Origin of the sequence: Xanthomonas sp. XNM01 (assembly GCF_014851915.1) — a bacterium.
In the GTDB taxonomy this organism is placed as follows: Bacteria; Pseudomonadota; Gammaproteobacteria; order Xanthomonadales; family Xanthomonadaceae; genus Pseudoxanthomonas.
The window spans coordinates 35,695-62,635 of sequence record NZ_JACVAP010000001.1; the positions used below are offsets into that span (position 1 = coordinate 35,695).

The window sequence follows — 26,941 nt, forward strand, 5'->3', positions numbered from 1 at the left end:
CCGCTGCCGCACAGTGGCGTCGGACTTCATCCAGCAGGAAGGCGACATGGCGTTTTTCAAGGCGGTTATAGGTGTTTCACTCCTCCTCGCGGGCGCGCTGCCGCTGCCGTCGTCCGCGGCCCAGGCGGCGTCGCCGGCGGCGGGCAAGGTGCTGATTGTTGTTTCGAGCCTGGACCGGAAGACCGAGGACCAGGTCGGCGGGTTCTGGTTTCCCGAGCTGACCCATCCGGTGGCGGTGTTCGACAGGGCCGGCGTGTCCTACGACGTGGCCAGCCCCCGCGGCGGCCTGGCGCCGTTCGATGGGTTCGACCTGAAGGACCCGGCGAGCCTGGCGTTCTGGACCAGCGCCGGGCATCGCAACAAGCTCGGCAACACGCTGCGGCTGTCGGATGTGGATCCGTCGGCCTACGCCGCGGTGCTGCTGGTCGGCGGACACGGGCCGATGTGGGACTTCGTCCGCAATCCCGCACTCGAGGCGATCGTGCGCGACATCTACGAGTCCGGCGGCCTGGTCGCGGCGGTCTGCCACGGCCCCGCCGGCCTGATCGACGTGCGGCTCCGCGATGGGACCCGCCTCGTGCAGGGGCGCCGGCTCACCGCGTTCACCGCCGAAGAGGAGGCCGCACGCGGCTACGACCGCATCGTGCCGTTCGAGCTGGAGTCGGCGCTGGTCGCGGCGGGTGCGCGGCTCTCCGAAGCGCCGGTGTTCGAGTCCCGGGTCGTGGTCGATGGCCGGATCATCACCGGGCAGAACCCGGCGTCGGCGACGCCGCTTGGCGAGGCGATCGTCGCCGCGCTCGGCGCGCGTGCTGGCACGGGCCGCTGAACGGATCTTCCCGGCGATGCGCGCGGCGATCCATCGCCAGTCCCCGCCGGCCGCGGGCGAAGCCGTGGATGCCACGGCTGTGGCCAGGGCAGCGACGGAGCGACCGCCGCCGCCGGTTGGCGGAGCGCGTCAGCGGCAGTTGGATGGATCGACCGCGCGGATCGACTCGATCCGTCCATCGCCGGTTGCCACGTGGACGCAGTCGCGGGACCGGGCGTTCCACCAGGTCACCACCGAGCGGCCGTCGCGCCGCTGCGCATCGCGATCGACGAAACCGCGTGCGCGCAGTTCGGTGTCCGCGCCCGCCGCGCGGGCGCCGACCAGGTCATCCAGCCGGGCCGCGCCGGGTGCGGAGGCATCGCCGGACTGCCACGGCACCTGCGCGGAGCGCTCGCGCAGGCCGGCGCCATAGCCATCGCTGTAGGCGCCATGGTCGGTATCGGCGCGATAGCCATGCAGTGCGTCCCGGTAGCCGCGCTCGTACTCGGCTTCGTGGCGCGCATCGTCGTGGTGGTCGCCGTCGTCGTGGTGATGCGACTTGTGGGCCAGCGCGGCGATGCCGAGGATCGCCGCCGCGGCGACCGCGGCCTTGGCCCCGTCGCTCATCCCCTCCTTGTGGCCGCCTTCCTGCTGGCCGCAGTCGGGCGCGGGCGTGGTCACCACCGACAGCACGCGGCCGCGGTCGCTGCGGACCATCACGCAGCGCCGGTCGCGTGCATTCCACCAGGCGCCGTAGCCGCCCGACTCGGACTGCCGCACGTAGCCGCGTGCCCCCAGCGTCCGTGCCGCCGCGCGGTCGTCCTGGCCCTGCACGTCGCCGAGGCCGGGTGCGGTGTCCTGTGCGAACACCAGCGGCGATGCGGACAGGGTCGACAGGGACAGCGTGGCGACGGCCAGAGCATGACGACGGATGGCGGACATGGTGGATCTCCTTGTAGGACGGCCGGCGTGGCCGCGCCGGCCCAGTGTGCAACGGGTCCATGTACGGGTTGGCCTGCGGATGGAGCTTTGAAACGGCGATCCCGGTTTTCCCGATCGACGCCCCGGGCGCGTGGAGACGGTCAGCCGGCGCGGGCATGCCGGACAGCGGTCTTCGTGCAGGCGTGATGAGGGGCAACCGGGTGTTTCGTCGGCTGCGATGGGTCTGCCTTCCGCGGGACAGGGATGGCGTGCAACCGCGCGCCCGACCTGTGCGTGCCTGGTGCCGAATGTGCTGCCAGTCCTCCACGCGCTGCGACGCGCGGGCGGATCGTGGGGCGCTTGACCCAGATCAAGTGAATCGTTAATAAGAATCGTTATCGTTTCGTGAGTTTCCTTCGGCCGCCACCCGCCGGCAGCGCGGCCTTCCTCTCTGGAGTCTCACGCATGGTTTCCTTCCACCTCCCGCGCGTGCGGGGCGGGCGCGCACGCCTGTCCGCCGGCATCGCCCTGGCCCTGCTGTCGCCGCTCGCGCTCGCCGCCGGCGATGTGCCCCCCACCGATCTGGACGCGGTCGTGGTCACCGCGACCGCCAGCGAGCGCACCGTCGAACGCGCACCGGCCAGCGTCACCGTCATCACCGGCGACGCGCTGCGGGCACGGCCCGCGCGCGATGTGCTCGATGCGATCCGCGATGCGCCCGGCCTGAGCATCCGTGGTGTCGGCGCGCTGGGACGGCGCGTGGTCAGCATCCGCGGCATGGAGAGCCGGCACACGCTGGTGCTCGTCGATGGCGAGCGCATCGCCGCCACCGACCAGGTGTTCGGCATGAGCGACCTGCAGTTCGGCTGGATCCCGCTGGAGGCGATCGAGCGGGTGGAGATCGTGCGCGGCCCGCTGTCCTCGCTGTATGGCTCGGACGCGCTGGGCGGGGTGATCAACATCATCACCCGCGGCGTCGGCAAGGAATGGGGCGGCGCGCTGCGCGCCTCGGCCGGTTCGCTGCCGGAAGACGACGGCGGCGGCTTCCGCCAGGCGGCCGCGCACCTGTCCGGCCCGCTGGGCGAGGCGTTCGCGTTGAGCGTCGATGCTGCGTGGCAGAAGCAGGATCCATTGCCCGAGCCGGACGAAAGCCGGCTCGACCAGCGCGAAGGCCAGGAACAGGCCACCGTGCGTGCGCGCCTGCAATGGACGCCGGCCCAGGGCCACCGCATCGCGCTGACCGCGATGAAGAGCGAGGAGGACCGCTGGTACGACACCAGCAACAGCGCCGGCACGCTGTACTACCAGCAGGCCTACGACTTCGACCGCAGCCAGGCCGGGCTGAGCTACGACGGCGCGATCGGCGGCGGGCATCTGCGCCTGGCCGCGCAGGTGGCCGACATCCACCAGCGCCAGCACAACACGCAGGGCGTGGCGCCGTCGCCGGAGCAGGAAGCCGGCGAGACCACCTTCAACGGCCACTACGGCATCGCGCTGGGCGCCAGCCACCGGCTGACCGCCGGCGTCGAGGCGCGCGAGGAGCGGCTGGAGCATCCGTCCTTCGCCGGCGGCGAGGAAACGGTGAAGCAGTACGCCGGGTTCCTGCAGGACGAGTGGGCGCTGACCGAGCGCCTGGACCTAGTCTACGGCGCGCGCGTGGACAAGCACGACCTGTTCGGCAGCGAGGTCAGCCCGCGCCTCTACGCGGTCTGGCAGCCGGCCGAGCGCTGGACGGTGAAGGGCGGCTACTCGCGCGGCTTCAAGGCGCCGATGCTCAAGCAGATCTCGCCGGACTACCGCTTCGACGGCCCGCACAGCTTCGTCGGCAATCCCGACGTGCAGCCGGAGAAGAGCGACACCCTGGAACTGTCGGTCGGCTACAGCGCCGAGACCGTCTGGTGGCGGGCCACCGCCTACCGCAACACGGTCGAGGACCTGATCGACACGGTCTGCATCCAGTTCTGCACGCGGCCGCTGCGCCGGCTGTACCGCTACGAGAACGTGGACGACGTGCGCATCCGCGGCGCCGAGCTGGAAGCCGGCGCGACCCTGCCGGCCAACCTGCGCCTGAGCGGCAACTACTCCTGGAACGACGTGCGCGACAAGGCCGACGACCTGCGCCTGGCCGAGCGTCCGCTGCAGACCGCGAACGCCCGCCTGGGCTGGTCCAGCGACGACGAGGCCTGGAGCCTGGAACTGCGCTACGACCGCACCGGCCGCCAGCTGCTGGCCGGCACCGCGCGCCAGGAGCAGGGCTCCTACGGCCTGTGGAACGCCTCGGCCAAGCGGCGCCTGGCCGAGCGCGTCGACCTGCAGGTGGGCGTGGAGAACCTGGCCGACCATCGGGTCGAGGATCACGGCGTCTACAACTACCGCGAGCGCGGGCGCTACGTGTACGCGATGCTCGGCGTCGGGTTCTGAGCATGCGCAGGTTGTGGGCATGGTGTTGGGGCGCGCTGCTGTGCGTGGCCGGCGTGGCGGTGGTGGCCGCCGCGCCGGCCGGCACGGCGGCGATGCCCGCGGGCGATCGCGACGCGCGGCTGGTCGTGGTCGGCAGCGGATTCTTCGCACAGGGCAAGCTGGCGCTGTACCGCCAGCTCGCCGCCGCCGAAGGCGTGCAGCTGGACTACCTGCGCACGCCGCTGGATGCGGCCGCGCTGGAGCGCCTCGCCGGCGCCGACCTAGTCCTGGCCGAACTGCCGCCGGTGCAGTTCTACCGCGATGAGCAGCTGCCGACGCAACTGGCCGGACTGCCACGGGTGCTGATGGTCGAGCGCGACCGCGAGCAGGCGATCGGCCTCGAGCCGGCGCAGGCGAGCCTGCTGGCGGCGTATGCGCGCAGCGGCGGCGAACGCAACCTCGGCGCACTGCTGCGCTACCTGCAGCACTGGACGCGGAACGGGCGGCCACCGGCCGAGACCGAACCGCCGCTGGTGATGCCGAAGACCGGCATCTACCACCCCGACTACCGCGACCTGGCCTTCGCCACGCGCGCCGACTACCTGCAGTGGCTCGGCCCGAAGGTGCGCGCCGGCCAGCCGGTGGTCGGCATCGCGATGTTCGCCTCGGCGATCGGCTCGGATTCGACCGCGCACATCGATGCGCTGATCCGCGAGGTCGAGTCGCGCGGCGGCATCGCCCTGCCGTTCTTCCGCGACACCGACGGCGGCGTGCCGGTCGAACAGCTGCTGATGCACGACGGCGTGCCGGTGGTCGACGTGGTCGCCAACTTCGAGATCCTCTACCGCGGCGACATCGGCGCCGACTACGCGCGGCTGGGCGTACCGGTGCTGCAGGCGATCACCTACTGGGACGGGCCGGAAGCGGCCTGGCAGGCCGACCGCCAGGGCGTGTCGCCGGGGGCGACCTCGTTCTACCTGGCCATTCCCGAACAGGCCGGCTTCATCGATCCGCTGATCGTCGCGGCCGGCAAGTCGCGCACGCCGCCGCAGCCGATCGCCGCGCAGATCCGCGCGCTGGCGGCCAAGGCGCTGAACTACGCCGCGCTGCGGCGCACGCCGGCGGCCGACAAGCAGGTCGCCATCGTCTTCTACAACTATCCGCCGGGCGAGAAGAACATCGGCGCTTCCGGCCTGAACCTGCCGGCCAGCCTGCACGCCACGCTGGCCGCGCTGCGCGAGGCCGGCTACAGCCTGGACCTGCCGGAAGAAGCCGCGCTGCTGCACAGCCTGCAGCAGCTGCTGGCCCCGGCCTACCGCGGTGCGGCCGAACTGCCGCCGCTGCTCGATGCGGACCTGGCCGGCTGGCTGCCGCTGCGCGAGTACCGGCGCTGGTTCGACGCGCTGCCAGCCGGGGTGCGCGACGGCATCGTCGCGGCCTGGGGCGAGCCCGAGCGCAGCCCGTGGCTGCAGCGCCGCGACGGCGAGGCGGGTTTCGCGATCCCGCGGCTGCGCCTGCGCAACCTGACCCTGCTGCCGCAGCCGGGCCGCTCGGCACCGGGCGGCGATGGCGACGGCAGCGGTAGCTACCACGACATCGGCCGGCCGGTGGATCACTTCTACCTGGCCACCTACCAGTACCTGCGCGAGCAGGTCGGACGCGATGCCATCGTCCACTTCGGCACGCATGGCACCCAGGAATGGACCTACGGCAAGGAGCGCGGTCTGTCGGTGCATGACAACCCGATGCTGCTGGTCGGCGATGTGCCGGTGGTCTACCCGTTCATCGTCGACGACGTCGGCGAAGCGCTGCAGACCAAGCGCCGCGGCCGCGCGGTGGTGGTCAGCCACCAGGTGCCGGCCTTCGCCGCGTCCGGCCTGCACGGCGACCAGTTGCGCCTGCACCAGCTGATCGAGGAGTACCAGCAGCTCGACCTGGGCGCGGTGCGCGACACCGCCGCGCGGCAGCTGCGCGAACTGGCCGGCAGCAGCGGCATCGCCGCCGACCTGCAGTGGCCGGATGCGCGCATCGAGGCCGACTTCGCCGGCTTCCTGGTCGCCCTGCACGAATACCTCGACCAGCTCGGCGCGCAGGTGCAGCCGCAGGGCCTGCACGTGTTCGGCGCCAGCGCCGACAGCAGCCGGCGCGGCGACACCGTGCGGCTGATGCTGGCCAGGCGGCTGGACGCGGTGCTGCACCTGGACGACCACCATGCCGATGCCGCCGACTACCGCGGGCGTGCGGACGAACCCGGCCGCGCCTGGCTGCAGCGGCACCTGTACGACGGCGTGCCGTTGCGCGCCGACGCACCCGCCGACCAGCGCGAACTGCTGGACGCCGCACGCCGCGCCGACGCGGCGCTGGATGCGCGCAGCGAGATCGACGGCCTGCTGTCCGCGCTGGCCGGCCGCCACGCTACGCCGGGCCTGGGCGGCGATCCGCTGCGCGTGCCCGAGAGCCTGCCGACCGGCCACAACCTGTACGGTTTCGACCCGCTGCGGGTGCCGTCGCGGGCGGCATGGGAGGCCGGGCAGGTCGCGCTGCAGCAGCTGATCGACAGCTACCGCGCCGCCCACGACGGGCAGTACCCGGACAAGCTGGCGTTCTCGCTGTGGGGCGTGGAGACGATGCGCCACAACGGCATCCTCGAATCGCAGGTGTTCGCCGCGCTCGGCGTGCGTCCGGTCTGGGACGACGGCGGCCGGATCGAGAAGGTCGAGCTGATCGGATCGGCCGAACTGGGCCGGCCGCGGATCGACGTGGTGCTGTCGGCCACCGGCCTGTACCGCGACCAGTTCGCCGCGCTGATGCAGCGGATGAACGAGGCCATCGCGCTGGCCAGCGGGGCCGACGGCGGCGACAACGTCATCGCCCGGCACAGCGCCGGCGTGCGCGAACGGTTGCTCGCCCGGGGCCTGGCGCAGGACGTGGCCGACCGCTACGCGCGCACCCGCATCTATTCCAGCGCGCAGGGCAGCTACGGCAGCGGGCTGGGCGGCAACGTGCTGAAGACCGATGCCTGGGAAGCCGACACCGAACTGGCCACCGGCTACCTGGCGCAGATGCAGTACGGCTACGGCCCCGACCCCGCCCACTGGGGCGAGATCCCGGCCGGCGTGAACGCCTACGCCGAGCAGCTGCGCGGCACGCAGGCGGCGGTGCTGTCGCGCTCGTCCAACCTGTACGGAATGCTGACCACCGACGACCCGTTCTCCTACCTGGGCGGGCTGTCGCTGGCGGTGCGCCACCTCGATGGCACCGCGCCGTCGCTGTACATCTCCAACCTGCGCGACCCGGCCGGCAGCCGCGTCGACGATGCCGCGCGCTTCCTCGCCGCCGAGCTGCAGACCCGCCAGTTCCACCCGGGCTGGATCACGCAGATGCAGCAGGAAGGCTACGCCGGCACGCTGGAGATCGTCGGCGCGATGGACAACTTCTGGGGCTGGCAGGCGGTGGATCCGGGCATGGTCCGCGACGACCAGTGGCAGAGTTTCCACGACGTCTACGTTGCCGACCGCCTGGACCTCGGCATGCGCGAGTGGTTCGAACGCAGCAATCCGCATGCGCTGGCGCAGATCGTCGAACGCATGCTCGAGGCCCAGCGCAAGGGCTACTGGGACGCGGACGCGGCCACGCTGCGCAGCCTGGTCGAGACCTGGAACGACCTGGATGCGCGCCACGACGTGCTGCCCGGCAGCGACAGGCTGCGTCCGCACATCGCGCAGCTGGCGGCGGCCTTCGGCCTGGCCCCGCGCAGCGCGCCATTGCCGGATGCGCAGGCGCCGGCATCGCCGCCCGCCGCCGCGGATGCGCCCACGCCGCCGGCCGAGCCGGTGCCGCCACCGCCACCGGCGCCGCCGATGGTCAGCGGCATGCAGCTGCAGCGCGAGCAGCCGACACAGCCGCCCGCGCCGGTGTCCTGGTGGCTGGCGCTGTGGCCAGCGCTGCTGGCCTTCGGCTTCGGCGGCTGGCGACAGCTGCGCACTGTTTCCTGACCCCCTCCATCCAAGAACGACGAACACCATGAACCTGATCGAATCCCTGCTGCACCAGCTCTCCGGCTGGTTCCTCGCCCCGGTGTTGCTGCTGATCATCGGCCTGTTCCTCTACGCCTGTTACGCGCTGGGCGCGTTCGCGATCGAGGCGCTGCAGCGGCGCGGCGGCGGCACGCATGCGATGGAGCGGCACTGGCAGCGCCACGGCGGCGGGCTGGAAGACCTGGAACTGTGGATCCTCAAGCGGCTGGAGCCGCTGCGCATCGGCAGCCGCACCGCGCCGATGCTCGGCCTGGTGGCGACGATGATCCCGATGGGCCCAGCGCTGGCCGGCCTGTCCGACGGACGCATGGACGAGGTCGCGCGCCACGTCGGCATCGCCTTCGCCGCGGTGATCGTTTCGCTGCTGGCCGCCTCGGTGATCTACATGGTGCTGGTGGTGCGCCGGCGCTGGCTGCTGCAGGACCTGCGCCGGATCGAACTGGCCATCGCCGCGCAGGAGGCCTGAGCGATGCGCCGCCGCTATCTCGACGAGGACGACCAGGACGATCCGGTGCTGTCGGTGGTCAACCTGATCGACGTGTTCCTGGTGATCATCGCGATCCTGCTGATCGCGCTGATCCGCAATCCGATGAACCCCTTCAGCCACGACAAGGTGGTGATGGTCGCCAATCCCGGCGAGGCCAACATGGAGATCGTGGTCAAGGACGGCCAGACCCTGGAGCGCTACACCGCCAGCGGCAGCATCGGCGAAGGCGAGGGCACCCTGGCCGGCACCGCCTACCGGCTCAAGGACGGCAGCATGATCTACGTGCCCGAGGGCGAGGGCGCGCCCGGCGGCTCGACCGAGTGAGGCGCCGGTGGGCGCGGCCGGCGGAGGTCGTGCGTTTCGGCCTGCGCGTTCCGGTCGCGCCGCATCGCCGAACGGTTCCCGGCGCCGCCGCCGGAGACGAGGCGTCGTCGCCGGGCCGCTGCCGCTACGCGGCGTTCCTGCGGCCACGCACGCTGCCATACTCGTCCGGCCAGCCAGTCGCCGAGGGTGATCATGTCCGCGCCAGTCGTCGCTTCGCCGCTGTCCGACCTGCAGGTCCGGCATTACGAGCCGGCCGACCTCGACCAGGTCCACGCGCTCTACGCGGAGGCCGAGGCATTCGGCAGCACGCTGCAGCTGCCCTACCAGCCGGCGTCCCATTGGCAGCGCAAGCTCGCGTGCTCGCAGGACGGGCAGTTCTGCCTGGTGGCCCTGCGCGGCGACGAGGTGGTGGGTCAGCTGGGGCTCAAGGTCTGCCGCTCGCCGCGGCGTCGCCATGTGGCGACGCTGGGCATGGGCGTCAAGGCGTCCGCGCGTCGGCTCGGCGTGGGATCGGTGCTGCTGCAGGCGGCCATCGTCCTCTGCGAGCGGTGGATGCAGGTCCAGCGGATCGAGATCGAGGTGTACACCGACAATGCCGCTGCGATCGCGCTCTACCAGCGGCATGGCTTCGTGCTCGAGGGCACCTGCACGCGCTATGCGTTCCGTGACGGGGTGTACGTGGACGCCCACCGGATGGCGCGGCTCACCGGCGCCGGCTAGCCGTGTAATGCCACCGCGTCGTTCACGGGGATCGTGATTCTGGAGATTGGCAGTCTGTAGTCCAGGCTGGCATGTCGGGCAGCGCAGGCAGGTGCGCGACGTGTCTGTCTGCCCGCACCGCACGTCTGCAGCCGACCCGGCCGCGGCCGGTGGAATGATCCGTCCCGGGCAGCGGCCTGTGCCGGCATCGGGCGGACAGGCATGCTGTGCGGCATCGCCCACGTGGCCACCCGGCCGCCCACACGAGACCGCCCCGATGCGCGCGCTGCTCCGCTCCGTTTTCCTGCTGCTGCTCTGCGGCGTTGCCGCCACGGCCTTCGCCGCGCCGCCGGTGGCGCGCGACCTGGCATGCGAGGAGGCCAACCGCGCGCTGGTCGTCGCGTTCTACGAGCAGTTCTTCAACCAGCATCGCGTGCACGAGGCCGCGCGCGTGGTGGCCGACGACTACCGGCAGCACAATCCCGAGGTGCCCGACGGCAAGGCGCCGTTCGTGGCGTTCTTCGCCGGATTCTTCCACGACAATCCCGGTTCCCGCGCGCGCATCGTGCGCAGTGCGGCCGATGGCGACCTGGTCTACCTGCATGTGCACTCGACCAGCGGCCCCGACGACCGCGGCCAGGCGGTGGTGGACATCTTCCGCGTCGTCGACGGCCGCATCGTCGAGCACTGGGACGTGATCCAGGACGTGCCGGCGCAGGCCGAGAACGCCAACACGATGTTCTGACGACCGGGCGCGTCCGCCCGGTGCCCAGTGGGCGCTGGCCAGGCGTGAACCTGCCGACCGCCCTCCGCCGAGCCGCCGCCATGCTTCCGATCGAGACCGCCCTCCAGTTCACCCTCGCCGCCGCGGTGCTGGGTCTGGTGCCCGGACCGGACAACCTGTTCGTGCTGATGCAGTCCGCGTTGCGTGGCGCGCGCGCCGGCATCGCGGTCACGCTGGGGCTGTGCACCGGCCTGATCGTGCACACGCTCGCCGTGGCGTTCGGCGTGGCCGCGCTGTTCGCCGCCTCCGCAATGGCGTTCACCGTGCTCAAGGTGATCGGCGCTGCCTACCTGCTGTACCTGGCCTGGGGTGCCTTCCGCGCAGGCGGCGCCTCCGCACCCGCGGCGACGGCGGTGGGCGATGCGCCGCTGCGGCTGTATCTGCGCGGCGTGGTGATGAACATCACCAACCCCAAGGTCGCGATCTTCTTCCTGGCCTTCCTTCCGCAGTTCGTGAGCGCCGGCGCCGGGCCGGTGTGGCTGCAGCTGGTCCAGCTCGGCGGGCTGTTCATCGCCACCAGCCTGGTGGTGTTCTGCGCCATCGCCGGCGTCGCCGGGCGGATCAGCGGATGGCTGCGGCGCAGCCCGCGCGCGATCCCGCTGATGAACCGGCTGGCCGGCGTGGTGTTCGTCGGCCTGGCCGCGAAACTGGCGACCGCCCAGCGCTGAGGCCGCCGCAGCGCCGTGCGCGGCGGTGACGGCTCAGCCGGCGATCAGGCCGAGCCGACGCAGCTGCGCTTCCAGCCCGGCGATCGAATCCCACGGATGGATCGGCGAGTTGCCGCGTTCGTCCGGCGGATTGGACGGCAGCGTGTCCGACCAGCCGCCGGTGCCGGTCAGCGGCAGCAGCGGGCGCCGGTGCAGCCAGGCCAGGCAGACCTCGGAGATGGTGCCGGCACGGCCGCCGATGACGATGCAGGCGTCGCCGGCCAGCGCCATGATCAGGTTGCGCGCGTCGCCCATGCCGCAGGGCACGACCACCGTGGCCGGCCAGTCCGTCGCCGGCATGGTGCCTTCCGGGATCACGCTCAGCACCAGGCCACCGGCGGCGACCGCATGTTCGGCAGCCACGCGGGTGGCCGGACTGCCGCAGCCGCTGACCACGGTGATGCCGTGGCGCGCGAGCAGTGTGCCGGCCTGGCCGGCGAGGTCGTAGGCGGCCGAGCCGGGTTCGGCGCTGCCGAGGATCGCGACCTGGGGCCGGCGTGGATGCAGGGACATTGCGGTGCTCGTCTCGCGAAAGGGCGCCGATTGTACGGGCAGGCCGCATGCAGCGGCCGCAGGCCAAGCGGACGTTGCGTCCTGCGCGCGGTGCAACCGGCCGGCACCGTAGCCATCGGTGCCGCGGCGATGCGCGCGCGACGCGGCGTGACCCGCATCGCGCGGCATCGGCGCGCCCGTGGACCTCGCCGGCGCGCTCAGTCCGCCCAGGGATCGGCCTTGCTGCCGGCGCCGCCTTCGGCGTCGAACTCCAGCAGGGTATGCCGCTGCGGTTCGTAGGCCTGCCACGCCGGCAGGCCGCCGCCGTTGGGATCGCCGCTGCGCACGAAGTTGACCAGGTAGGCGCTGGCCAGCGTGCCGACCGCGCGGTCGCCGGCGCTGGTGTCGGCGCCGTACTTGATCGATTCGGTGCGGAAGAAGAACGGGATCTCGCTGGCGTGCGGCGCGCCGCGTGGCGCGTCGGCGCGCGCGCTGTCGGCCACGTAGGAGAACCGGTAGTAGTGCACCGGCACGTCCTGCCCGGCGAGCAGCGTGGCCACCCTGCGTGCGCCGGCGACCATGTAGCCGTCCCGGCCGCCGATGTCGTCGCTGGTCGCGCCGATCATCACCGGCACATGCTGGAACGCGCCGCTGCGGTAGGCGGCTGCGCTGTCGACCGCGACGGTGCCGTCCACCACCGGGCTGCTGAAGGTGCGCGGCCCGGTGGATGGCGTGAACAGCGCGGTGAGGTCCAGTCCGTCGACCACCGCCTCGGCCGGCAATGCGCGCAGCCGCGCCAGCGCATCGTCGGCGTCATCGGCGATGCCCTTGCCGCGTGCGAACGCCAGCCCGGCCTGCTCGGCATCGGCCAGCGTGCCGTGCGCGTCGCCGTCGCCGCCGGACTGGATCACCGCCTTGTGGAACAGGCCGCGCGCCAGCGGCGAGGTCAGCAGCGCATGCACCGACATGCCGCCGGCGCTTTCGCCGATGACGGTGATGTTGTCCGGGTCGCCGCCGAACGCGGCGACGTTGCGGCGGATCCAGTGCAGCGCGGCGATCTGGTCCATGTAGCCGTAGTTGGCCAGGCGTCCGCCATCGGGATCGGCGGCGCTCAGCTGCGGATGGGCGAAGGTGCCGAAGCGGCCGACCCGGTAGTTGAAGCTGACCACCACGATGCCCTGCCGTGCCAGCGCGTCGCCGGCATAGGTCGGTGGCGAGGCGCCGCCGTTGACGAAACCGCCACCGTAGATCCAGACCATCACCGGCAGCGGGGCCGCGGACCGTGCCGGCCGCCAGACGTTGGCGTACAGGCAGTCCTCGGCCGGTGCGGTGCCCAGCGGCGCGGCATCGCTGGGGAACGGCTTCTGCATGCAGTCGGCGCCGTAGCGGGTCGCGTCGCGCACGCCACGCCAGGACGCGGGCGGCTGCGGTGCGCGCCAGCGCAGCGCACCGACCGGCGCCGCGGCGAACGGGATGCCCTTGAACGCGATCACGCCATCGGACGCGGTGCCACGCAGTACGCCGCTGTCGATCCGCACCTGCGGCGCCGGAGGCGCGGCGACGGCGCTGGCCGCCGGCAGCAGCGCTGCCGACAGGATGATGCCGATGAGACGGGAAAGCGGCATGGGGCGACTCCTGCGGGCGGCGGTGGTCGCGCAAGGATACGCCGCGGACGCGGCCGCTCAGGTGCCGGTGTGGCTGCCGGCTCCCGCCCCGGCGACCGCAGCCACGGGCTGGCGCGCCGCGCCGTCGCGGCGAGGTCAGTGCTTGAAGGTGAATCCGAGGTAGAGCGTGCGGCCGGCGGCCGGCGAGAACATCGGCTGCGCCTGCTCCCAGAAGAAGCTGTCGTACCAGACGTAGGCGTACTCGCGGCCGGTGGCGTTGCGCAGCTGCAGGTCCAGGGCGACGTGCGGGCCGAGCTGGTACTTCGCGCTCAGGTCCAGCACCGCGAACCCGCCGAACTTGCCGGCGACATTGCGCTCCTCCAGGTAGTAGTCGCCCTGCGCGCGGCCCTGCAGGCCCAGCTGCAGCGCGTCGCTGGCCTGGTAATCGACGCCGATGGTGCTGATGTGGCGCGGGGTGGCGATCACCTCGCGGCCCTCCAGCGACAGCGCGGGCGCGCGGCCGTCGCGGGTGATCGTCGCCTCCTGGTAGGCATGCGATGCCCACACCGTCCAGTCCTCGCCCAGCTGCGCGTTGAACTGCGCGTCCACGCCGCGGCGGCGGGTCTTGCCGAGCACGACCGTGGTCCCGGTGGCGGGCATGTTGGAGACCTCGTTGGCCGCGTCCTGCTGCCACAGCGCGATGCGCGCCTGGGTGCCGGCGAACGGGCTGAACGTCAGCCCCATCTCCATGCCGGTGTTGGTCGATGGCGCCATCGCGGCCTGCCCGGCGGTCAGGTAGGCCGGGGCGGTGGCGCCCGTCAGCACCTGGAAGCTGCGCCCCCAGTTGGCGTAGAGGTTGGTGGCCGGCGTCAGCGCGTAGACCACGCTCAGCTTGGGCTGGTCGATCGTGCCGTAGCGCTGCAGCGGCGCACGGATGCCGCCGGGCAGGGAGGTGTCGCCGTCGAATCGGTCCACGCGCCAGGCGGGCACGATCTTCAGCGCCTCGATCGGCTGGTAGATCGCCTGCACGTAGGCGCCGACGTTGTCGAAGCTGTGCCGGTCGTCGTTCTGGATGCGGGCGGGTGCGGCGTCGAAGTCGGTGGGCTCGGCGTAGCTGAAGCGCTCGCGCCGGTAGCGGTTGTCCTGCTGCTCGTAGTTGAGGCCGCCTTCGAGTGTGAGGACATCGCCGCTGCGCCAGGTCAGCGTGGCCAGCAGCCCGTTCTGCCGTTCGTCCCAGAGCCGGCGCTGACGCGGCGCGTTGCCGGTGGGCAGGTCGCTGAAGGTGACCCGGCGCTCGTCCTCGTAGGCGTTGTGGTACAGCTTCGCGCCGAAGGACAGGTCCCCGGTCAGGGCGAGGTCCAGGTGCAGGCCGAGCTGGCGCATGTCGCGGTCGTCGCCGTCGTGGGCGTTGCGCAGGTCCGACCCGCGGCGATGCGCGGCCATTTCCGCGGCGGTCATGAAGCCCGGTTCGTCGGCCTCGTGATGGTAGGCGCGCGCGGTCAGGCCGATCCGCATGCCTTCGTCGAGGTCGCCATAGAACCACTTGCCGCCCAGCGTGTACTTGCGCGAACTGTCGTGGTCGCGATAGCCGTCCGAGGCCTGGTAGCCGACGAAGTAGTTCTGCGCGAAGCGGCCGTGCTCGCGGCCCAGCGCCAGCTGCGCGCCGCGCGTGTCGAAGCTGCCGTAGGCCAGGCGCGCGTCGGTGTAGTCGCCGCCCTGGCGGGTGCCGAAGTTGATGTTGCCGCCGATGTTGTGCAGCCCGTAGCGCGGGTCGTTGGTGCCGCGCACCACCTCGATGTAGCTGATCTCCAACGGGAACAGCATGTCGATGAAGCGCTGGTTGCCGCTGTTGACGTTGCTCGGGATGCCGTCGATCAGGGTCTTGATCGCGTTGAGGTAGCCCTCGCCGTTGAACGCGCGGAAGCTGACCTTGCCCGACTCGGCGCCGGCCCGGGTTTCGGTGAGCTGCATGCCCGGCATCTGCCCGAGCAGTTCCCAGCTGTGCGCGACGTTCCTGTCCTCGATCCGGTCGGCACCCATCACGTCCACCGAGGTCAGGACCTGGTTGGCGTTGAGCGCGCCCGTCGTGCCCTCGCGCACCTCGACCTTGCCCAGGGTGAGGGCGGAGCCGGTGGACTGGGCCTGGGCGAGCGGTGCGGCGAGTGCGGCCAGCAGCGCGACGGCGAGGGCGTTGGAGGTCATGGTGGGCATGCGGTGCGGGTGCTCGAAAGGGTGCAGCGGGATGCGGCACGGCGCGGGCGCCGTGCGGTGCGTGTGGAGGTGCAGCTGGCGTGCGGTTACTCGGGATCGAACCGCGGCGCCTTGTCGAAGTCCTCGCCGGTGAACGGGCGGTCGCCGAACAGATAGCCGTAATAGAACCGGCGCAGCTGGCCGTGGTAGTCGCGGATGCGGTCCTGGTAGGCCAGGTGCGCCTGCATGTCGGTGCCGGCCCAGCGGCTCAGCAGCACCTGAATGCCCACCGGCGGCAGCAGCCAGCCCAGGCGTTCGGCCGCACGCGAACGGCGCTCGATGCCGTCGCGGTAGGCACCTGCCTCCAGTGCCACGCTGTCGTCGCCGTTCTGGTGGAAGGCCAGGTACCACTTGTAGTGGAAGTCGGTGCCCAGCGGTGCCGAATCGCTCCATTCCGGATAGCGCGCATAGAAGCGCTGCATGGTGTGTTCGCGCGGGATGTCCCAGGCGCCGTTGACCGCCTCGCGCTGGGCGCGGGCGATCTCGGCGCCCTGGCCGACCGGGATCGCACGCTCGATCGCCACGTGCGCCAGCGCGGGCAGGACCAGGGCGATGGCGACCCAGGCCGTGGCCAGGGTCGCTGCGTTGGTGGCCGACGACCAGCCCAGCCGCGCCACCAGCAGCGCCAGCGCCGCCCAGAACAGCACGTAGGCCGCGGCCAGCCCGAGCACCGCCAGCAGCAGCGGCGGCGCCACGCCCTGGTGCAGCGCGACCGCGACGAAGGGCAGCCCGACGCAGGCCAGCACCGCCAGCACCCGGACCAGTCCGCGGCGCAGGTAGACCCGCCCGGCACCGGCGGGGAGTGCGCGCAGCATGCGTTCGCGGCCGGACTCGGTTTCGGCCGAGCGCAGGTCGTGGAACAGCACGATCACGAACAGCGGCAGCAGGAAGACCAGCAGGAACGCGTAGTCGAAGCGGCCGGCCAGCGCGAGTTCCGGGTTGAAGATGTCGCCATCGTGGATCTGCGCCTCCAGGCCGAGCGCACGCACGCGCAGCATGAACGGCGCGACGTCGCGCATGCCGACCGCGGCGAAGGCCAGCGGCGAGGGCGGGTTCCAGGTCGGATGGAAGCTGTAGTAGGCCGCGCTGCCGGCGTCGGTGGAGTCGCCATGGGCGGCGGCGACCGCGGCCATGTCCGTGCGCTGCAGTGCCTCGATGCGGTCGATCGCGGCACGCTGGCTGTCGATGCGGTGCACGCCGGAAAGCAGGCTGACCACGCTCAGCAGCGCGAGCAGCAGCAGGCCGGCCAGTGCGATGCGCGAGCGGAGCAGCAGGGCCAGTTCGAGACGCCACAGGCTCATCGGGCCACCTCCAGCCGGCGCGCCGCCAGCACCAGCAGCGCGGACGCGGCCAGCAGCCAGGCCAGCAGGACCAGGGTGCCGGGCAGCAGCGCGCCGAGCAGGACGCGCGCGGATGCCGGCTCGAAACGGAACGGTGGAATCTGCTGCCAGTGCGTGCTGTCCACGCGCTTGCGCCGGTCCGCATCGGCATCGCGCGCGGTGTCGTCGGCATAGCTGACGCCATCGGCCTGCAGCTGGTTGAGCTGCTGGACCATGCGGTACCGATGCGCTTCGGCCTGTTCGAGGAAGCGCAGGTGCGCGGACAGGTCGGTGGCCGCCGCGGCCATCGACAGCTGGCGCAGCGCGATGGTCGGGCTGAGCGCCGAGAAGAAGGCGACCAGCCGGTTCTGGGCGTGCTGGATGTCGGCGCTGCGCGCGGCGTAGCGGTCGAACAGGCCGGAGGTGAGGCGCTCGCCTTCCACCGCGACCAGGCCCTTGTAGTTCACCGGCAGGTCCTCGATGCGGTCGACGCCGTGGCGCTGCAGGACCTCGCGCTTGAAGCCGGCGAAGTACGGGTCGTCCGGGTCGTGGCTGTCGCCGATCCGGCGCAGGTCGGCGGCGATGCCGACATCGGTCTGCAGCCGGTCCGGCAGCGGGTACGTCGCGTAGGCCAGGTCCGGCGCCACCCGCGGCACCAGCAGCACCGACAGCGCCCAGACCGCGACCAGGGCGAGCAGGGCGTCGCGCCGGCGTGCGACCAGCGACGAGACCGCCGCCACCAGCACGCACCACAGGCCCAGGTACAGCGCATAGCCGAGCATCAGCACGACCGCCACGCCGGGCGATGCACCCGGGGCGGCCGCCATCGCGGCGAGCCCTGCGAAGGCCGGCAGCATGAACAGCAGGGCGATGCTGGACAGCGCGGCGAGCTTGCCGGAGACGATCGCGCGCAGCGGTGCGCCCTGCAGCATCAGCTGGCGCAGCGTGCCGCGCTCGCGTTCCTGCGCCAGCAGCCCATGGCCGAGGAACACCAGCACCAGCGGCGCCAGCACCTGCAGCACGAAGGCGGGGGTGAGCTGGCCGAAGCGGGTCAGCACCGAGCCCTGCATCACGTCGCCGAAGTTGGCGCTGTTCTGGCGATGGCCTTCCAGGAACATGCTGCTGCCGGTGAACGGATCGACACCGGCGTCGAACGCCGCCAGCGCCGAGGGCAGGCGATAGACGAAGTGGCCGTAATGGACCACGCGGTGCGGATGCCGGTCGGGCTGGGTGTCGAAGGCCTCCTGCGCCGCGGCCTGCTGGCGCGCACGGTACTCCTCGGCCCCGCGCATGTGGTGCCAGGACACGACCGTCGAGACCAGGGCCAGCATCGCCACCAGCACGATGCCGGCCAGGGCGGTGCGGTTGCGCAGCATCGCGCGCAGCTCGCTGCGCATCACCAGGCTCGCCGCGCTCATGCGACGCGCGCCCTGCCGGAGAAGTGCGTGTGCAGCGCGGTCAGGTCGAAGCCGGCGCGGTCTTCCTCGTGCGCGATGCGGCCGCCTTCGAGCACGCCGATGCGGTCGGCCACGTCGATCGCGCCCATCAGGTCGTGGGTGACCATCAGCACCGAGGTGCCGCGGGCGCGCACCGATTCCAGCAGCCGGTGGAAATCGGCGCTGGCGCCCGGATCGAGGCCGGACGTGGGTTCGTCGAGCAGCAGCAGCGGCACTTCGCGCATCAGCGCGACCGCGATGGCCACCTTCTGCCGCATGCCCTTGGAGAAGCCGCCCAGGCGCTGGCGCCAGGCGCTCTCCTGCAGGCCGACGGCGCGGAATGCATCGCGGATCGCATCGGTGCCTGGCGCATGCCCGGCCAGCGCGAGCAGGTAGTCGGCGTTCTCGGTCGCCGACAGGTGCTCGTACAGCGCGACGTTTTCCGGCAGGTAGGCGAGCAGGGCGCGCGCCCGCGACGGCTCGCGCCACGGGGTCACGCCGTCGATGGTCACCTCGCCGGCATCGGGCTTCAGGAAGCCCAGCAGCACCGACAGCGTGGTCGACTTGCCGGTGCCGTTGCCGCCGAGCAGCGCATAGAGGCTGCCGCGCGCGACCTGCAGGTCCAGGCCGGTGAGCACCGGCTTGCCGGCGAAGGAAACGACGATCCCGCGCAGATCGACGAGGGGAGAGGACGTGGAGGCTGGCATCGGCCCTGTGAAAGCTCGGAACGGGTGGCGAGCCTAGCATGTGATAACATTACACATCCAGTGCGGCAGGCGCTTTGGCGACAGCGTGATGCGTGGTCGAGTGCCGCGCAGGTGGTGTCGAGCGCGGCGCGACGGACGCCATGGCCGATCGCCGAGTCGGGCAGGAGAGCGCGGCTGGCAGGCGGATCAGGCAGCCGGCGGTGCAGATGCATCGGCATGCGGCCGCTGACGCCGACGGAGAAAGGGCGCCGTCGCCCGGGGGAGGGCAGGGCGACGGCGAAGGACATGCAGGGCGCGCGGCGGATGCGGCGGAGCGTCCATGGATCCGTCGCCGGTCCGCGGAGCGATCGGGACATGCGGGCGGGACGCGATCAGCGGCTGCCCTGCTGCAGTGCCTTGGCTTCTTCCAGATGTCTGGCCACATGCGCGCGGGTGGTGGTCAGGTGCTGCCTGACCTGCGGGCTGCCGGCACCGGGAATCAGCGTGCTGTCGAGCATCTGCAATGCCTCGCCGTGGTCCTTGACCATCGCATCGACGTAGGCCCTGGCGTAGGCGTCGCCCTCGGCCTTGTCGAGGGCGGCGAGTTCGCGCGTGCTCTTGTCGCGCTGGGCCTTGGCATCGGCGGCGTCCTGGTCGGGCCCGAGCGCGTTGGTCTGCTCGCGGTTCTGCGTGTGCTGGTCGATCATCGTCTGTGCGTAGCGGGCGACCTCGCCGCCCACGTTCTTGCGCAGTGCCTGTTCGCTGGCGGCGATCTCATGCGCGTTGATGGCGTTCAGCACGCCGAGGGCCGCTGCGTCCTGCCCTTGCGCAGCCTGCGTGCCCGCCGATCCGCTGCGTTGCTGTGCGTCCTGGCCGCGCATGTCCTGCGTCGACGTGCCCTGGCCAGTTGGGGGCGATTGCGGCGTGCCGGTCCGCGCGTCCTGGGCGTCGGCTGCGTACTGTCCAGCGCCATCGGCGCCGGCAGTCGCCGCCGGCGCCGCGCCAACGGCGGTGTCGGGCGTGGTCGGCTGGTTGGCGGGGTCCGGTTCCTGGCGGCAGGCCGACAGGGCGAAGACCAGCGGAATCAGTGCGAGCGTGCGTGCATGCTTCTTCATGTGGGGCTCCTTCGGTGGGTGCCGGTCCACCGTGCAGGAGGACCGGGCGACGACCATGGCTGGGTCGCCACGGATGTCGCAGCATGCGTGGGCCACCGTTATCCACGGCTGGAATCGCCGGTGAAATCCGCTTTACATCGCCGCGGTGCGGGCGAGGTGCGGGCGACAAGTGGGGACGAGCCTTCACCAACGCGCCGCACACGCGCGTTCATGGGCAGTCGCTTACGCCCGAGCCAATGCAGCCTGTGCGTTTGGACGATCGCCGTCGATGGCGTCGATGGCGTCGACGCGCGAAGGCACGCGGATAGAGACGCATCCGTGCCCCCTTCGTGCCATCAACTGGAGGAATCCAGCGAGCGGTGGTGCGCGCGGATCGCGATGTGGACTCCATTGGCGAGGAAGGTCGCGCGATCCCGTGCGTGGACGTCTCCGTCGGCCGACATCACGAGCGCCACCGGGGCGACCTCCGCCGTGCGGCGCCGGCAGACGATCCCCTCAGCCGTTCAACCGGGCCCGCGCGCAGTCGGGCTGTCGCGTCATGCGCTTCTGCGCCGCCACCACGCATGGCGGGGAAGGGCGGATTGCTGGCAAGCCACCCGCGCGAAAGGGGTGCCAGCAGCCGGATCGAGGACTCCGGCCCGTGCATGCAACCGACCAGGGAGGGATGCACGTTGCTGGCGTCCCCAGCCTGCGAGCACCGGGGTGAAGCAGGCGTCTGATCCGCGCCGCGGTCTGTCGCGATGTCGTCGGCTGCGCCCGCTCACTGCGCCGGCGTTTCCACCGGTACCTGGATGATCGGCGCGGCCTGGACCGGGAGAGGCTCGGCACGCGCGCCGCGCGTGGACCACCAGCACAGCAGCGAGCCGGAGACGACCAGCATCACGCCCTGCGTGAACCCGGCACCCGGGCGCAGCGCCAGCCACATGCAGCTGAACAGCACCGACAGCACCGGCGCGAAGTAGGAAAAGATCGCCATCGAGGTGATGTTCCCGTGCTGCAGCCCGTGGTTCCAGCAGCAGTAGGCGGCGGCGGTGAGCAGGCCGAACATCGCCACCTGGCCGAGCCCGCCCCAGTGCAGCGGCAGTGCCGGATCGCCGCCGAGCAGATACTTGAGCCACAGCGCGCCGGCGGTGAACAGCATGAACAGCGGCACGCCATTGCGGCTGCCACCGATGCGCCTGGTGACGACCGAATAGCTGGCCCACATGCAGGCCGCGCACAGCGCCAGTGCGTAGGCGACCGGGTTGTCGCGCACGTTGCCCATCAGCATCGCGGGCGACCAGGCGCGGTCGCCGGTGACCACCAGCATCACCCCGGCCAGGCACAGCACCGTCGCCGGAGCCAGCAGCCAGGTCGCGCGCTGCTGCCGGGTCAGCACCGCCAGCAGCACGGTCAGGCAGGGCCACAGGTAGTTGATCATCACCAGTTCCAGCGCCTGGCCGCGGCCATGGGCCAGGCCGATCGCCAGCGCCAGCGAGATCTCGCAGCCGACGAACAGCGCGCCGCCGATCAGCAGGTAGCGGCGTGGCAGGCTGGACGGGCGCGGCACGCCCAGCATCAGCGCGGAGAAGACCGCCGCCGCGGTGAAGATCAGCGCGCCGCCGCCGGTGGGGCCGAAGATCTCGGAGATGGTGCGCAGCATCGCCAGCACCGGGCTCCACAGCAGCACGGCGCTGGCGCCGATCAGGGTGGCGGCCGACGGCAGGGCGGTGAGACGCGGAACACGGAAGCCGGACATGGGGCGGATGCGCTGGAGTGACGTGCGGACGCGCAGCACGGCCCCGCATCCAGATGGGACACGGACGGCAGGGCAGGACGCGGAGTTCCTGGGAGTGCGCTGGTCTGTCGCGACGTCCCGGGGGCATCGCCGGCGCGCGGAACACGCGGGCGGAGTCACTGGAGCGGGGTTACAGCAGCCGACTGGCCGGCGCGGATTCTACGCTTCCGGTGGCCGGCAGCAAGATGGTCCGTCGGCCTTCCCGCTGGCGCTCTGGCGATGCCGGAGCCTCGCCATGCAGGCTGCGCTGCAACGCCAGCGCCAGCACGCTCGACGGCCGCGTCGAAGCGCCCATCGCCGGCGCCATCGCAACCCAGCGCATGACCGGTCGGTCAGACAGGCCGGACAGCCCGACCGATGCCGGGCGCGCCATCGTTGCAGGCTCGCTGCGGCGCAGCCGCGCTGCCGGCCACCCGGACCACCCGGCGCATGCCGGTGCAGTGGCACTGGGCATCACGTCGCGGTCGTCGCCGTTGTCGGCCGCCACCAGCACGGCAGCCGGCGGGATCGAGGCCAGGCCTGACCAGCCAACCGCGGGCGGTGCGAGGCGTGCCACGGCGCTGCCGTTCATCGCGCGGATCGACACCTGCGGCTGCCGGACCGGCGCAGGTCGCCGCGATCAGGCAGGTGGCGGGTCGTTGCTGGCCTGGACGCTCGCAGCGGGCCCGGTTGCATCGGTCAGCGGCACGACGCCGGGAAGCGCGGTCGCGTCGAAGATCGCCGCGCCGGTGACGAACACCCGGTGGCGCGGGTCGTCCACGCCCGCGAGCGGGACACGGTCGGTCCATGACGCGACGCCGGCACCGCGCAGTTGCGCCTGCAGGGCCTGGGCGCGTGCAGGCGAGGCGAAGATCCCCACGCAGTGGTCGTGCCGCAGCAACATGATCCGGTCGCGGAATGCGGCGCAGGCAACGGCCTCGTCGTGAAAGCTGGCGATGGGCGGTGCGTCCCGGCCGCGTTCGCTGAAGAAGATCCGCCAGCGGCCATGCCTGTGTGCCAGGCACAGTGCGTCGGATGCCTGGCTGGTGTCGCCGACCGCATACAGCGCCGGGTTGCAGCCTGCGGCGTGCAGGCGTCGCGCGAGCTCGTCGGTGGTCATGCCGAAGTCACCGAACGGCATGTCGGATCCGTGGAGCGACATCCATGCCTGTCGACGTCATGCCGCGCCGGTGCGCGACCTGCCGGTCCAGCTTCCAGTCCGCACCGTCCGCTGGAACACGGCTCATCCGGGCCCGTGCGTCGCCCAGGCGCTGGTGCTGCCGTCGCGGGCGAACTGCTCGACGGTGTAGCGCTGCACGCGCCCGTCGGGCACTTCCATGCCGGGCGAGCCCAGCGGCATGCCGGGCAGGACCAGGCCGCGCACGTCCGGACGCTCGGCCAGCAGGCGCTGGATGTCGGCGGCCGGGACATGGCCTTCGACCACGTAGCCATCCACCTTCGCGGTGTGGCACGAGCCCTTGCCGTAGGGCACGCCGAGCTGCTTGCGCACCGGCTCGAGGTCGTCGGTCTCGGTCACGTCCACCTGGAAGCCGGCGGCGCGCAGATGATCGACCCAGCCGGTGCAGCAGCCGCAGCTCGGCGACTTGAACACCTCCACCAGCGGCAGCGTGCCGACGGCGGGGCTCTGCGCGGGCCGGGCCGCCTGCACGGGTACGGCGGCGGCCGCGACGGTGGCCGCCGGTTCGGCGCAGGCCGACAGCGCCAGCCCGGCCAGCAGCGGCAGGATCAGGGTGCGGGTGGACGGGATGCGCATGGGGAACCTCGCTGGAGTCGATGTGGCGCGCCGTTCATCGGTGGCCGTGGCGGCGCGGGCGGCGGTCCTGGTGGTGCCGCGTCGCAGGGTGCACGGCATCCGCGCGCGCGGCAAGCGTGGACTCAGCCGCTGCAGCCGCCGCAGCACACCGATGGCATCCGCTCGATCCGCGAGACCGGCACCGGGTAACCGGCTTTGGCCAGCAGCAACGACAGTTCGAGCTCGCTGGCGTTGGCCCAGATCCGCAGGTTGCCGCTGGCGGCGTCGGTGTCGATCAGTGCAGACGGATCGAACTCCAGCAGCGCGCCCTCGACCGCGGCGAGATCGGGACGGGTGGTGCCGGCGTGGATGGTGAATTCGAGCTGCATGCGGTCCTCCGGTTGTGCGTGCGACCGTGGCGGATGGCTCCGCCACGTTTGCGGCAAGCCTGGGCCGCAGGCGCCTGCCGCGCACTGATCCACATCAAGCCGGGGCGGGCCGGGCTTGACGTGGGTCAGGGCGTTTCACGCCCGCCGCCGCGCATTCTCCCCGTCCCATCGGACACACGGAACGCAAGCGCATGCCCATGCACGATCTGCGCGCCTTCCTGCAGCACCTCTCCATCCACCGCCAGCTGCTGGAGGTGGACGCGCCCATCGATCCGGAGCTGGAAAGCACCACGCTGTGCCTGCGCGCGCTGCGCGAGGGCGGTCCGGCACTGCTGATGCACAACCCCACCGGATCCGAGCACAGCATGCTCGGCAACCTGTTCGGCCATCGCCGGCGGATCGAGCTGGCGTTGGGCGACCGCCCGGTGGCCTCGCTGCGCGAGCTGGGCGAACTGCTGGCCGCGCTGAAGGAACCCCGCTGGCCGTCCTCGCTGCGCGATGCGCTGCGCAGCTGGCCCGAGCTGGCGCAGCTGGCCAACGTGGCGCCGAAGGTGGTCGACGACGCGGCGTTCTGCGAGCGCGTGATCGAAGGCGACGACGTCGACCTGTCGGCGCTGCCGATCCAGCGCTGCTGGCCGGAGGATGCCGGCAAGCTGATCACCTTCGGCCTGGTGGTGACCCGCGGCGTGCACCAGCCGCGGCAGAACGTGGCGATCTACCGGCAGCAGCTGATCGGGCGCAACCGGGTGATCATGCGCTGGCTGCCGCATCGCGGCGGCGCGCAGGACTACGCCTCCTGGCAGTACGCGTATCCGGACCGGCCGTTCCCGGTGCTGGTCGCGATCGGCGCCGACCCGGCCACGCTGCTGGCGGCGGTGGCGCCGGTGCCGGACACGTTGTCCGAGTACGAGTTCGCCGGCCTGCTGCGCGGTGCGCGCAGCAGGGTCTGGCGCAGCCAGAGCGGGCTCGACGCGCCGGCCGGTGCCGAGATCCTGCTGGAAGGCGTGATCCACCCCGGCGACACCGCGCTGGAAGGCCCGTTCGGCGACCACACCGGTTACTACAACGCGCAGGGCACCTTCCCGGTGCTGGCCGTGGAGCGCGTGCGCATGCGCCGCGATGCGATCTACCACGGCAGCTACATGGGCCGTTCGCCACACGACGAACCGTCGGTGCTGTCGATGGCGCTCAACGAGCTGTTCGTGCCGATCCTGCGCAAGGTGTTCCCGGAGATCGTCGACTTCTACCTGCCGCCGGAAGCGTGCTCGTACCGCATCGCGGTGGTCAGCATCCGCAAGCAGTACCAGGGCCACGCGCGCCGGATCATGATGGGCGTGTGGTCCTACCTGCGGCAGTTCACCTACACCAAGTTCGTCATCGTCACCGACGACGACGTCGACGTGCGCGACTGGGGACAGGTGATCTGGGCGATCTCCACGCGCGTGGATCCGGCGCGCGACAGCATGCTGGTGGAGAACACGCCGATCGACTACCTGGATTTCGCCACGCCGGTGTCCGGGCTGGGCTCCAAGCTCGGCCTCGACGCCACCCGCAAGTGGCCGGGCGAATCGGCGCGCGAATGGGGCCGCGCGATCGCGCTCGATCCGCAGGTCGAACAACGCATGGAAGCGCTGTGGTCGCGACTGAGCCGGGCCGAATCTGACATGGATCAATGAGGCATCGCCGGGTGCCGCCTAGCATGGCGGTCCCGTCGAGAAGGGAGCGTGCGATGCAACTGGTCTGTCCGGCCGGCAACCTGCCGGCGCTGCGTGCGGCGATCGATGCCGGAGCCGATGCGGTCTACGCCGGCTTCCGCGACCAGACCAACGCGCGCGCGTTTCCCGGCCTGAATTTCGACGAGCGCGAACTGCGCCAGGGCATCGCCTACGCGCATGCGATGGACCGCCAGGTGTACCTGGCGCTCAACACCTATCCCGACAGCGTGCGACTGCCGTACTGGCACGCCGCGGTCGACCACGCCGCCGAGCTCGGCGTGGACGCGATCATCGCCGCCGAGATGGGCGTGCTGGACTATGCCTGCCGCACCCATCCGCAGATGGCGCGGCATCTGTCGGTGCAGGGGTCGGCGACCACCGCGCCGGCGCTGCGCTACGCGTACGAGCGCTTCGGCATCGCCCGTGCGGTGCTGCCGCGGGTGCTGTCGGTGCAGCAGGTCGAGCGCCTGTGCGCTGCCTCGCCGGTGCCGCTGGAGGTGTTCGCGTTCGGCAGCCTGTGCATCATGGTCGAGGGACGCTGCCAGCTGTCGAGCTACGTCACCGGGCAGTCACCGAACCGGCATGGCGTGTGCTCGCCGGCCAGCTTCGTGCGCTGGGACGAGCACCCGGACAACAGCCGCAGCGTGCGGGTCAACGACATGCTGATCGATCGTTTCGCCGAGGGCGAGCCGGCCGGCTATCCGACCGTATGCAAGGGCCGCTACGACGTCGGCGGCGAGGTCTTCCACGCGCTCGAGGAGCCGACCAGCCTCAACACGCTGGAACTGCTGCCGCGGCTGGCCCAGGCCGGCGTGGCCGCACTGAAGATCGAAGGCCGCCAGCGTGGCGTCGCCTACGTGCGTGCGGTCGCCTCGACCTGGCGGCAGGCGATCGACCGGCACCGGCGCGATCCGCAGCAGTGGCGTGTCGAGCCCGGCTGGCAGCAGGCGCTGTCGGCGCATGCCGAAGGCCAGCAGACCACGCTGGGGCCGTATCACCGTGCCTGGCACTGAGGTCCGTACCGCGATGACCCGCGTGCGCCGGCTGCATGGGCCACCGTGGCCGGCGACGCGTCCACGCGCATAGGTGTTCTTTCGCGCGTCGTGGGCGTGGGTGGCCGGCGCTTCGGCTCGCCCGCCTGCATCGCCCGTCGCGTGGAAGCCACACGTCGCATCCGTATCGCTGCATGGACGCCGGTACCGCCGCGCCCTCGACACCGCCGCATCGATACGTCGGCGCCGCACCCGCGCATCGACCGACAC

Annotated in this window: 23 protein-coding genes; 10 read left to right on the plus strand and 13 right to left on the minus strand. The window is 71.7% G+C overall.

Features of this window, described 5'->3' with window-relative positions:
• Positions 1–46: 46 nt before the first annotated feature.
• Positions 47–826 carry a type 1 glutamine amidotransferase domain-containing protein gene (locus IB242_RS00160; protein WP_192275181.1) on the plus strand — a complete coding sequence of 260 codons (780 nt, stop codon included), beginning with the start codon at positions 47–49 and terminating at the stop codon, positions 824–826.
• Between the two features lie 129 nt (positions 827–955).
• Here IB242_RS00160 and IB242_RS00165 read toward each other — a convergent pair whose 3' ends face one another.
• Positions 956–1,747, minus strand: coding sequence for a hypothetical protein (locus IB242_RS00165; RefSeq protein ID WP_192275182.1), 792 nt, complete (start codon positions 1,745–1,747; stop codon positions 956–958).
• Positions 1,748–2,191: 444 nt separating this feature from the next.
• Between IB242_RS00165 and IB242_RS00170 the strand changes: the two genes are divergently transcribed.
• The 7 genes from IB242_RS00170 (at position 2,192) to IB242_RS00200 (ending at position 11,125) form a co-directional block, all read left to right on the plus strand.
• Complete coding sequence (locus tag IB242_RS00170) at positions 2,192–4,147, plus strand: TonB-dependent receptor (RefSeq protein ID WP_192275183.1); 1,956 nt, start codon at positions 2,192–2,194, stop codon at positions 4,145–4,147.
• Positions 4,148–4,149: 2 nt separating this feature from the next.
• On the plus strand, positions 4,150–8,121 hold the full coding sequence (gene cobN, locus IB242_RS00175; RefSeq protein ID WP_192275184.1) for a cobaltochelatase subunit CobN: 3,972 nt from the start codon (positions 4,150–4,152) through the stop codon (positions 8,119–8,121).
• Positions 8,122–8,149: 28 nt separating this feature from the next.
• Complete coding sequence (locus IB242_RS00180) at positions 8,150–8,629, plus strand: MotA/TolQ/ExbB proton channel family protein (protein WP_192275185.1); 480 nt, start codon at positions 8,150–8,152, stop codon at positions 8,627–8,629.
• A gap of 3 nt (positions 8,630–8,632) precedes the next feature.
• Complete coding sequence (locus tag IB242_RS00185) at positions 8,633–8,974, plus strand: DUF2149 domain-containing protein (protein WP_192275186.1); 342 nt, start codon at positions 8,633–8,635, stop codon at positions 8,972–8,974.
• 192 nt (positions 8,975–9,166) lie between these two features.
• Entirely contained in the window at positions 9,167–9,694 is a 528-nt protein-coding gene (locus tag IB242_RS00190; protein ID WP_225539914.1) for a GNAT family N-acetyltransferase, read from the plus strand.
• Between the two features lie 256 nt (positions 9,695–9,950).
• Positions 9,951–10,418, plus strand: coding sequence for a nuclear transport factor 2 family protein (locus IB242_RS00195; RefSeq protein WP_192275187.1), 468 nt, complete (start codon positions 9,951–9,953; stop codon positions 10,416–10,418).
• An 80-nt stretch (positions 10,419–10,498) separates the two neighbouring features.
• Complete coding sequence (locus IB242_RS00200; protein WP_192275188.1) at positions 10,499–11,125, plus strand: LysE family translocator; 627 nt, start codon at positions 10,499–10,501, stop codon at positions 11,123–11,125.
• Between the two features lie 33 nt (positions 11,126–11,158).
• Here IB242_RS00200 and IB242_RS00205 read toward each other — a convergent pair whose 3' ends face one another.
• The 12 genes from IB242_RS00205 to IB242_RS00260 form a co-directional block, all read right to left on the minus strand.
• Complete coding sequence (locus IB242_RS00205; RefSeq protein ID WP_192275189.1) at positions 11,159–11,677, minus strand: Rossmann fold nucleotide-binding protein; 519 nt, start codon at positions 11,675–11,677, stop codon at positions 11,159–11,161.
• Positions 11,678–11,874: 197 nt separating this feature from the next.
• A complete protein-coding gene (locus tag IB242_RS00210) occupies positions 11,875–13,281 on the minus strand; it encodes a carboxylesterase family protein (protein WP_192275190.1) in 1,407 nt (468 codons plus the stop codon).
• 135 nt (positions 13,282–13,416) lie between these two features.
• Entirely contained in the window at positions 13,417–15,462 is a 2,046-nt protein-coding gene (locus IB242_RS00215) for a TonB-dependent receptor (RefSeq protein WP_192275191.1), read from the minus strand.
• Positions 15,463–15,557: 95 nt separating this feature from the next.
• The gene (locus tag IB242_RS00220) at positions 15,558–16,811 is read right to left on the minus strand and encodes a DUF3526 domain-containing protein (protein WP_192275192.1); all 1,254 of its coding nucleotides are present in this window, start codon (positions 16,809–16,811) and stop codon (positions 15,558–15,560) included.
• A complete protein-coding gene (locus tag IB242_RS00225) occupies positions 16,808–18,247 on the minus strand; it encodes a DUF3526 domain-containing protein (RefSeq protein WP_192275193.1) in 1,440 nt (479 codons plus the stop codon). The genes IB242_RS00220 and IB242_RS00225 overlap by 4 nt, the downstream gene beginning before the upstream one ends.
• Complete coding sequence (locus IB242_RS00230) at positions 18,244–18,972, minus strand: ATP-binding cassette domain-containing protein (RefSeq protein WP_192275194.1); 729 nt, start codon at positions 18,970–18,972, stop codon at positions 18,244–18,246. Before IB242_RS00230 ends, IB242_RS00225 begins: the two co-directional genes overlap by 4 nt.
• Positions 18,973–19,343: 371 nt before the next feature.
• Entirely contained in the window at positions 19,344–20,066 is a 723-nt protein-coding gene (locus IB242_RS00235) for a DUF4142 domain-containing protein (protein ID WP_225539916.1), read from the minus strand.
• Positions 20,067–20,826: 760 nt separating this feature from the next.
• Positions 20,827–21,804: an aromatic amino acid DMT transporter YddG gene (gene yddG / locus IB242_RS00240; RefSeq protein ID WP_192275195.1), complete on the minus strand. Its 978-nt coding sequence runs from the start codon at positions 21,802–21,804 to the stop codon at positions 20,827–20,829.
• A gap of 169 nt (positions 21,805–21,973) precedes the next feature.
• Entirely contained in the window at positions 21,974–22,414 is a 441-nt protein-coding gene (locus tag IB242_RS00245; protein WP_192275196.1) for a hypothetical protein, read from the minus strand.
• 48 nt (positions 22,415–22,462) lie between these two features.
• Positions 22,463–22,963, minus strand: coding sequence for a hypothetical protein (locus IB242_RS00250; RefSeq protein WP_192275197.1), 501 nt, complete (start codon positions 22,961–22,963; stop codon positions 22,463–22,465).
• A gap of 102 nt (positions 22,964–23,065) precedes the next feature.
• Positions 23,066–23,596, minus strand: coding sequence for a DUF411 domain-containing protein (locus IB242_RS00255; RefSeq protein ID WP_192275198.1), 531 nt, complete (start codon positions 23,594–23,596; stop codon positions 23,066–23,068).
• A 122-nt stretch (positions 23,597–23,718) separates the two neighbouring features.
• Complete coding sequence (locus IB242_RS00260; RefSeq protein WP_192275199.1) at positions 23,719–23,964, minus strand: hypothetical protein; 246 nt, start codon at positions 23,962–23,964, stop codon at positions 23,719–23,721.
• Positions 23,965–24,155: 191 nt separating this feature from the next.
• On the opposite strand from IB242_RS00260, the gene IB242_RS00265 reads away from it, so the two are divergent.
• Positions 24,156–25,640 (plus strand): UbiD family decarboxylase, encoded by a 1,485-nt coding sequence (locus IB242_RS00265; RefSeq protein ID WP_192275200.1) that lies wholly within the window; start codon positions 24,156–24,158, stop codon positions 25,638–25,640.
• A gap of 53 nt (positions 25,641–25,693) precedes the next feature.
• The gene (locus tag IB242_RS00270; RefSeq protein WP_192275201.1) at positions 25,694–26,692 is read left to right on the plus strand and encodes a peptidase U32 family protein; all 999 of its coding nucleotides are present in this window, start codon (positions 25,694–25,696) and stop codon (positions 26,690–26,692) included.
• The last annotated feature ends 249 nt before the right edge of the window (positions 26,693–26,941 follow it).

Coding starts and splice junctions, on each gene's coding strand:
- IB242_RS00160 (WP_192275181.1), top strand. CDS start 47: ATGGCGTTTTTCAAGGCGGTTATAGGTGTTTCACTCCTCCTCGCGGGC.
- IB242_RS00165 (WP_192275182.1), bottom strand. CDS start 1,747: ATGTCCGCCATCCGTCGTCATGCTCTGGCCGTCGCCACGCTGTCCCTG.
- IB242_RS00170 (WP_192275183.1), top strand. CDS start 2,192: ATGGTTTCCTTCCACCTCCCGCGCGTGCGGGGCGGGCGCGCACGCCTG.
- cobN (WP_192275184.1), top strand. CDS start 4,150: ATGCGCAGGTTGTGGGCATGGTGTTGGGGCGCGCTGCTGTGCGTGGCC.
- IB242_RS00180 (WP_192275185.1), top strand. CDS start 8,150: ATGAACCTGATCGAATCCCTGCTGCACCAGCTCTCCGGCTGGTTCCTC.
- IB242_RS00185 (WP_192275186.1), top strand. CDS start 8,633: ATGCGCCGCCGCTATCTCGACGAGGACGACCAGGACGATCCGGTGCTG.
- IB242_RS00190 (WP_225539914.1), top strand. CDS start 9,167: ATGTCCGCGCCAGTCGTCGCTTCGCCGCTGTCCGACCTGCAGGTCCGG.
- IB242_RS00195 (WP_192275187.1), top strand. CDS start 9,951: ATGCGCGCGCTGCTCCGCTCCGTTTTCCTGCTGCTGCTCTGCGGCGTT.
- IB242_RS00200 (WP_192275188.1), top strand. CDS start 10,499: ATGCTTCCGATCGAGACCGCCCTCCAGTTCACCCTCGCCGCCGCGGTG.
- IB242_RS00205 (WP_192275189.1), bottom strand. CDS start 11,677: ATGTCCCTGCATCCACGCCGGCCCCAGGTCGCGATCCTCGGCAGCGCC.
- IB242_RS00210 (WP_192275190.1), bottom strand. CDS start 13,281: ATGCCGCTTTCCCGTCTCATCGGCATCATCCTGTCGGCAGCGCTGCTG.
- IB242_RS00215 (WP_192275191.1), bottom strand. CDS start 15,462: ATGACCTCCAACGCCCTCGCCGTCGCGCTGCTGGCCGCACTCGCCGCA.
- IB242_RS00220 (WP_192275192.1), bottom strand. CDS start 16,811: ATGAGCCTGTGGCGTCTCGAACTGGCCCTGCTGCTCCGCTCGCGCATC.
- IB242_RS00225 (WP_192275193.1), bottom strand. CDS start 18,247: ATGAGCGCGGCGAGCCTGGTGATGCGCAGCGAGCTGCGCGCGATGCTG.
- IB242_RS00230 (WP_192275194.1), bottom strand. CDS start 18,972: ATGCCAGCCTCCACGTCCTCTCCCCTCGTCGATCTGCGCGGGATCGTC.
- IB242_RS00235 (WP_225539916.1), bottom strand. CDS start 20,066: ATGAAGAAGCATGCACGCACGCTCGCACTGATTCCGCTGGTCTTCGCC.
- yddG (WP_192275195.1), bottom strand. CDS start 21,804: ATGTCCGGCTTCCGTGTTCCGCGTCTCACCGCCCTGCCGTCGGCCGCC.
- IB242_RS00245 (WP_192275196.1), bottom strand. CDS start 22,414: ATGAACGGCAGCGCCGTGGCACGCCTCGCACCGCCCGCGGTTGGCTGG.
- IB242_RS00250 (WP_192275197.1), bottom strand. CDS start 22,963: ATGCCGTTCGGTGACTTCGGCATGACCACCGACGAGCTCGCGCGACGC.
- IB242_RS00255 (WP_192275198.1), bottom strand. CDS start 23,596: ATGCGCATCCCGTCCACCCGCACCCTGATCCTGCCGCTGCTGGCCGGG.
- IB242_RS00260 (WP_192275199.1), bottom strand. CDS start 23,964: ATGCAGCTCGAATTCACCATCCACGCCGGCACCACCCGTCCCGATCTC.
- IB242_RS00265 (WP_192275200.1), top strand. CDS start 24,156: ATGCCCATGCACGATCTGCGCGCCTTCCTGCAGCACCTCTCCATCCAC.
- IB242_RS00270 (WP_192275201.1), top strand. CDS start 25,694: ATGCAACTGGTCTGTCCGGCCGGCAACCTGCCGGCGCTGCGTGCGGCG.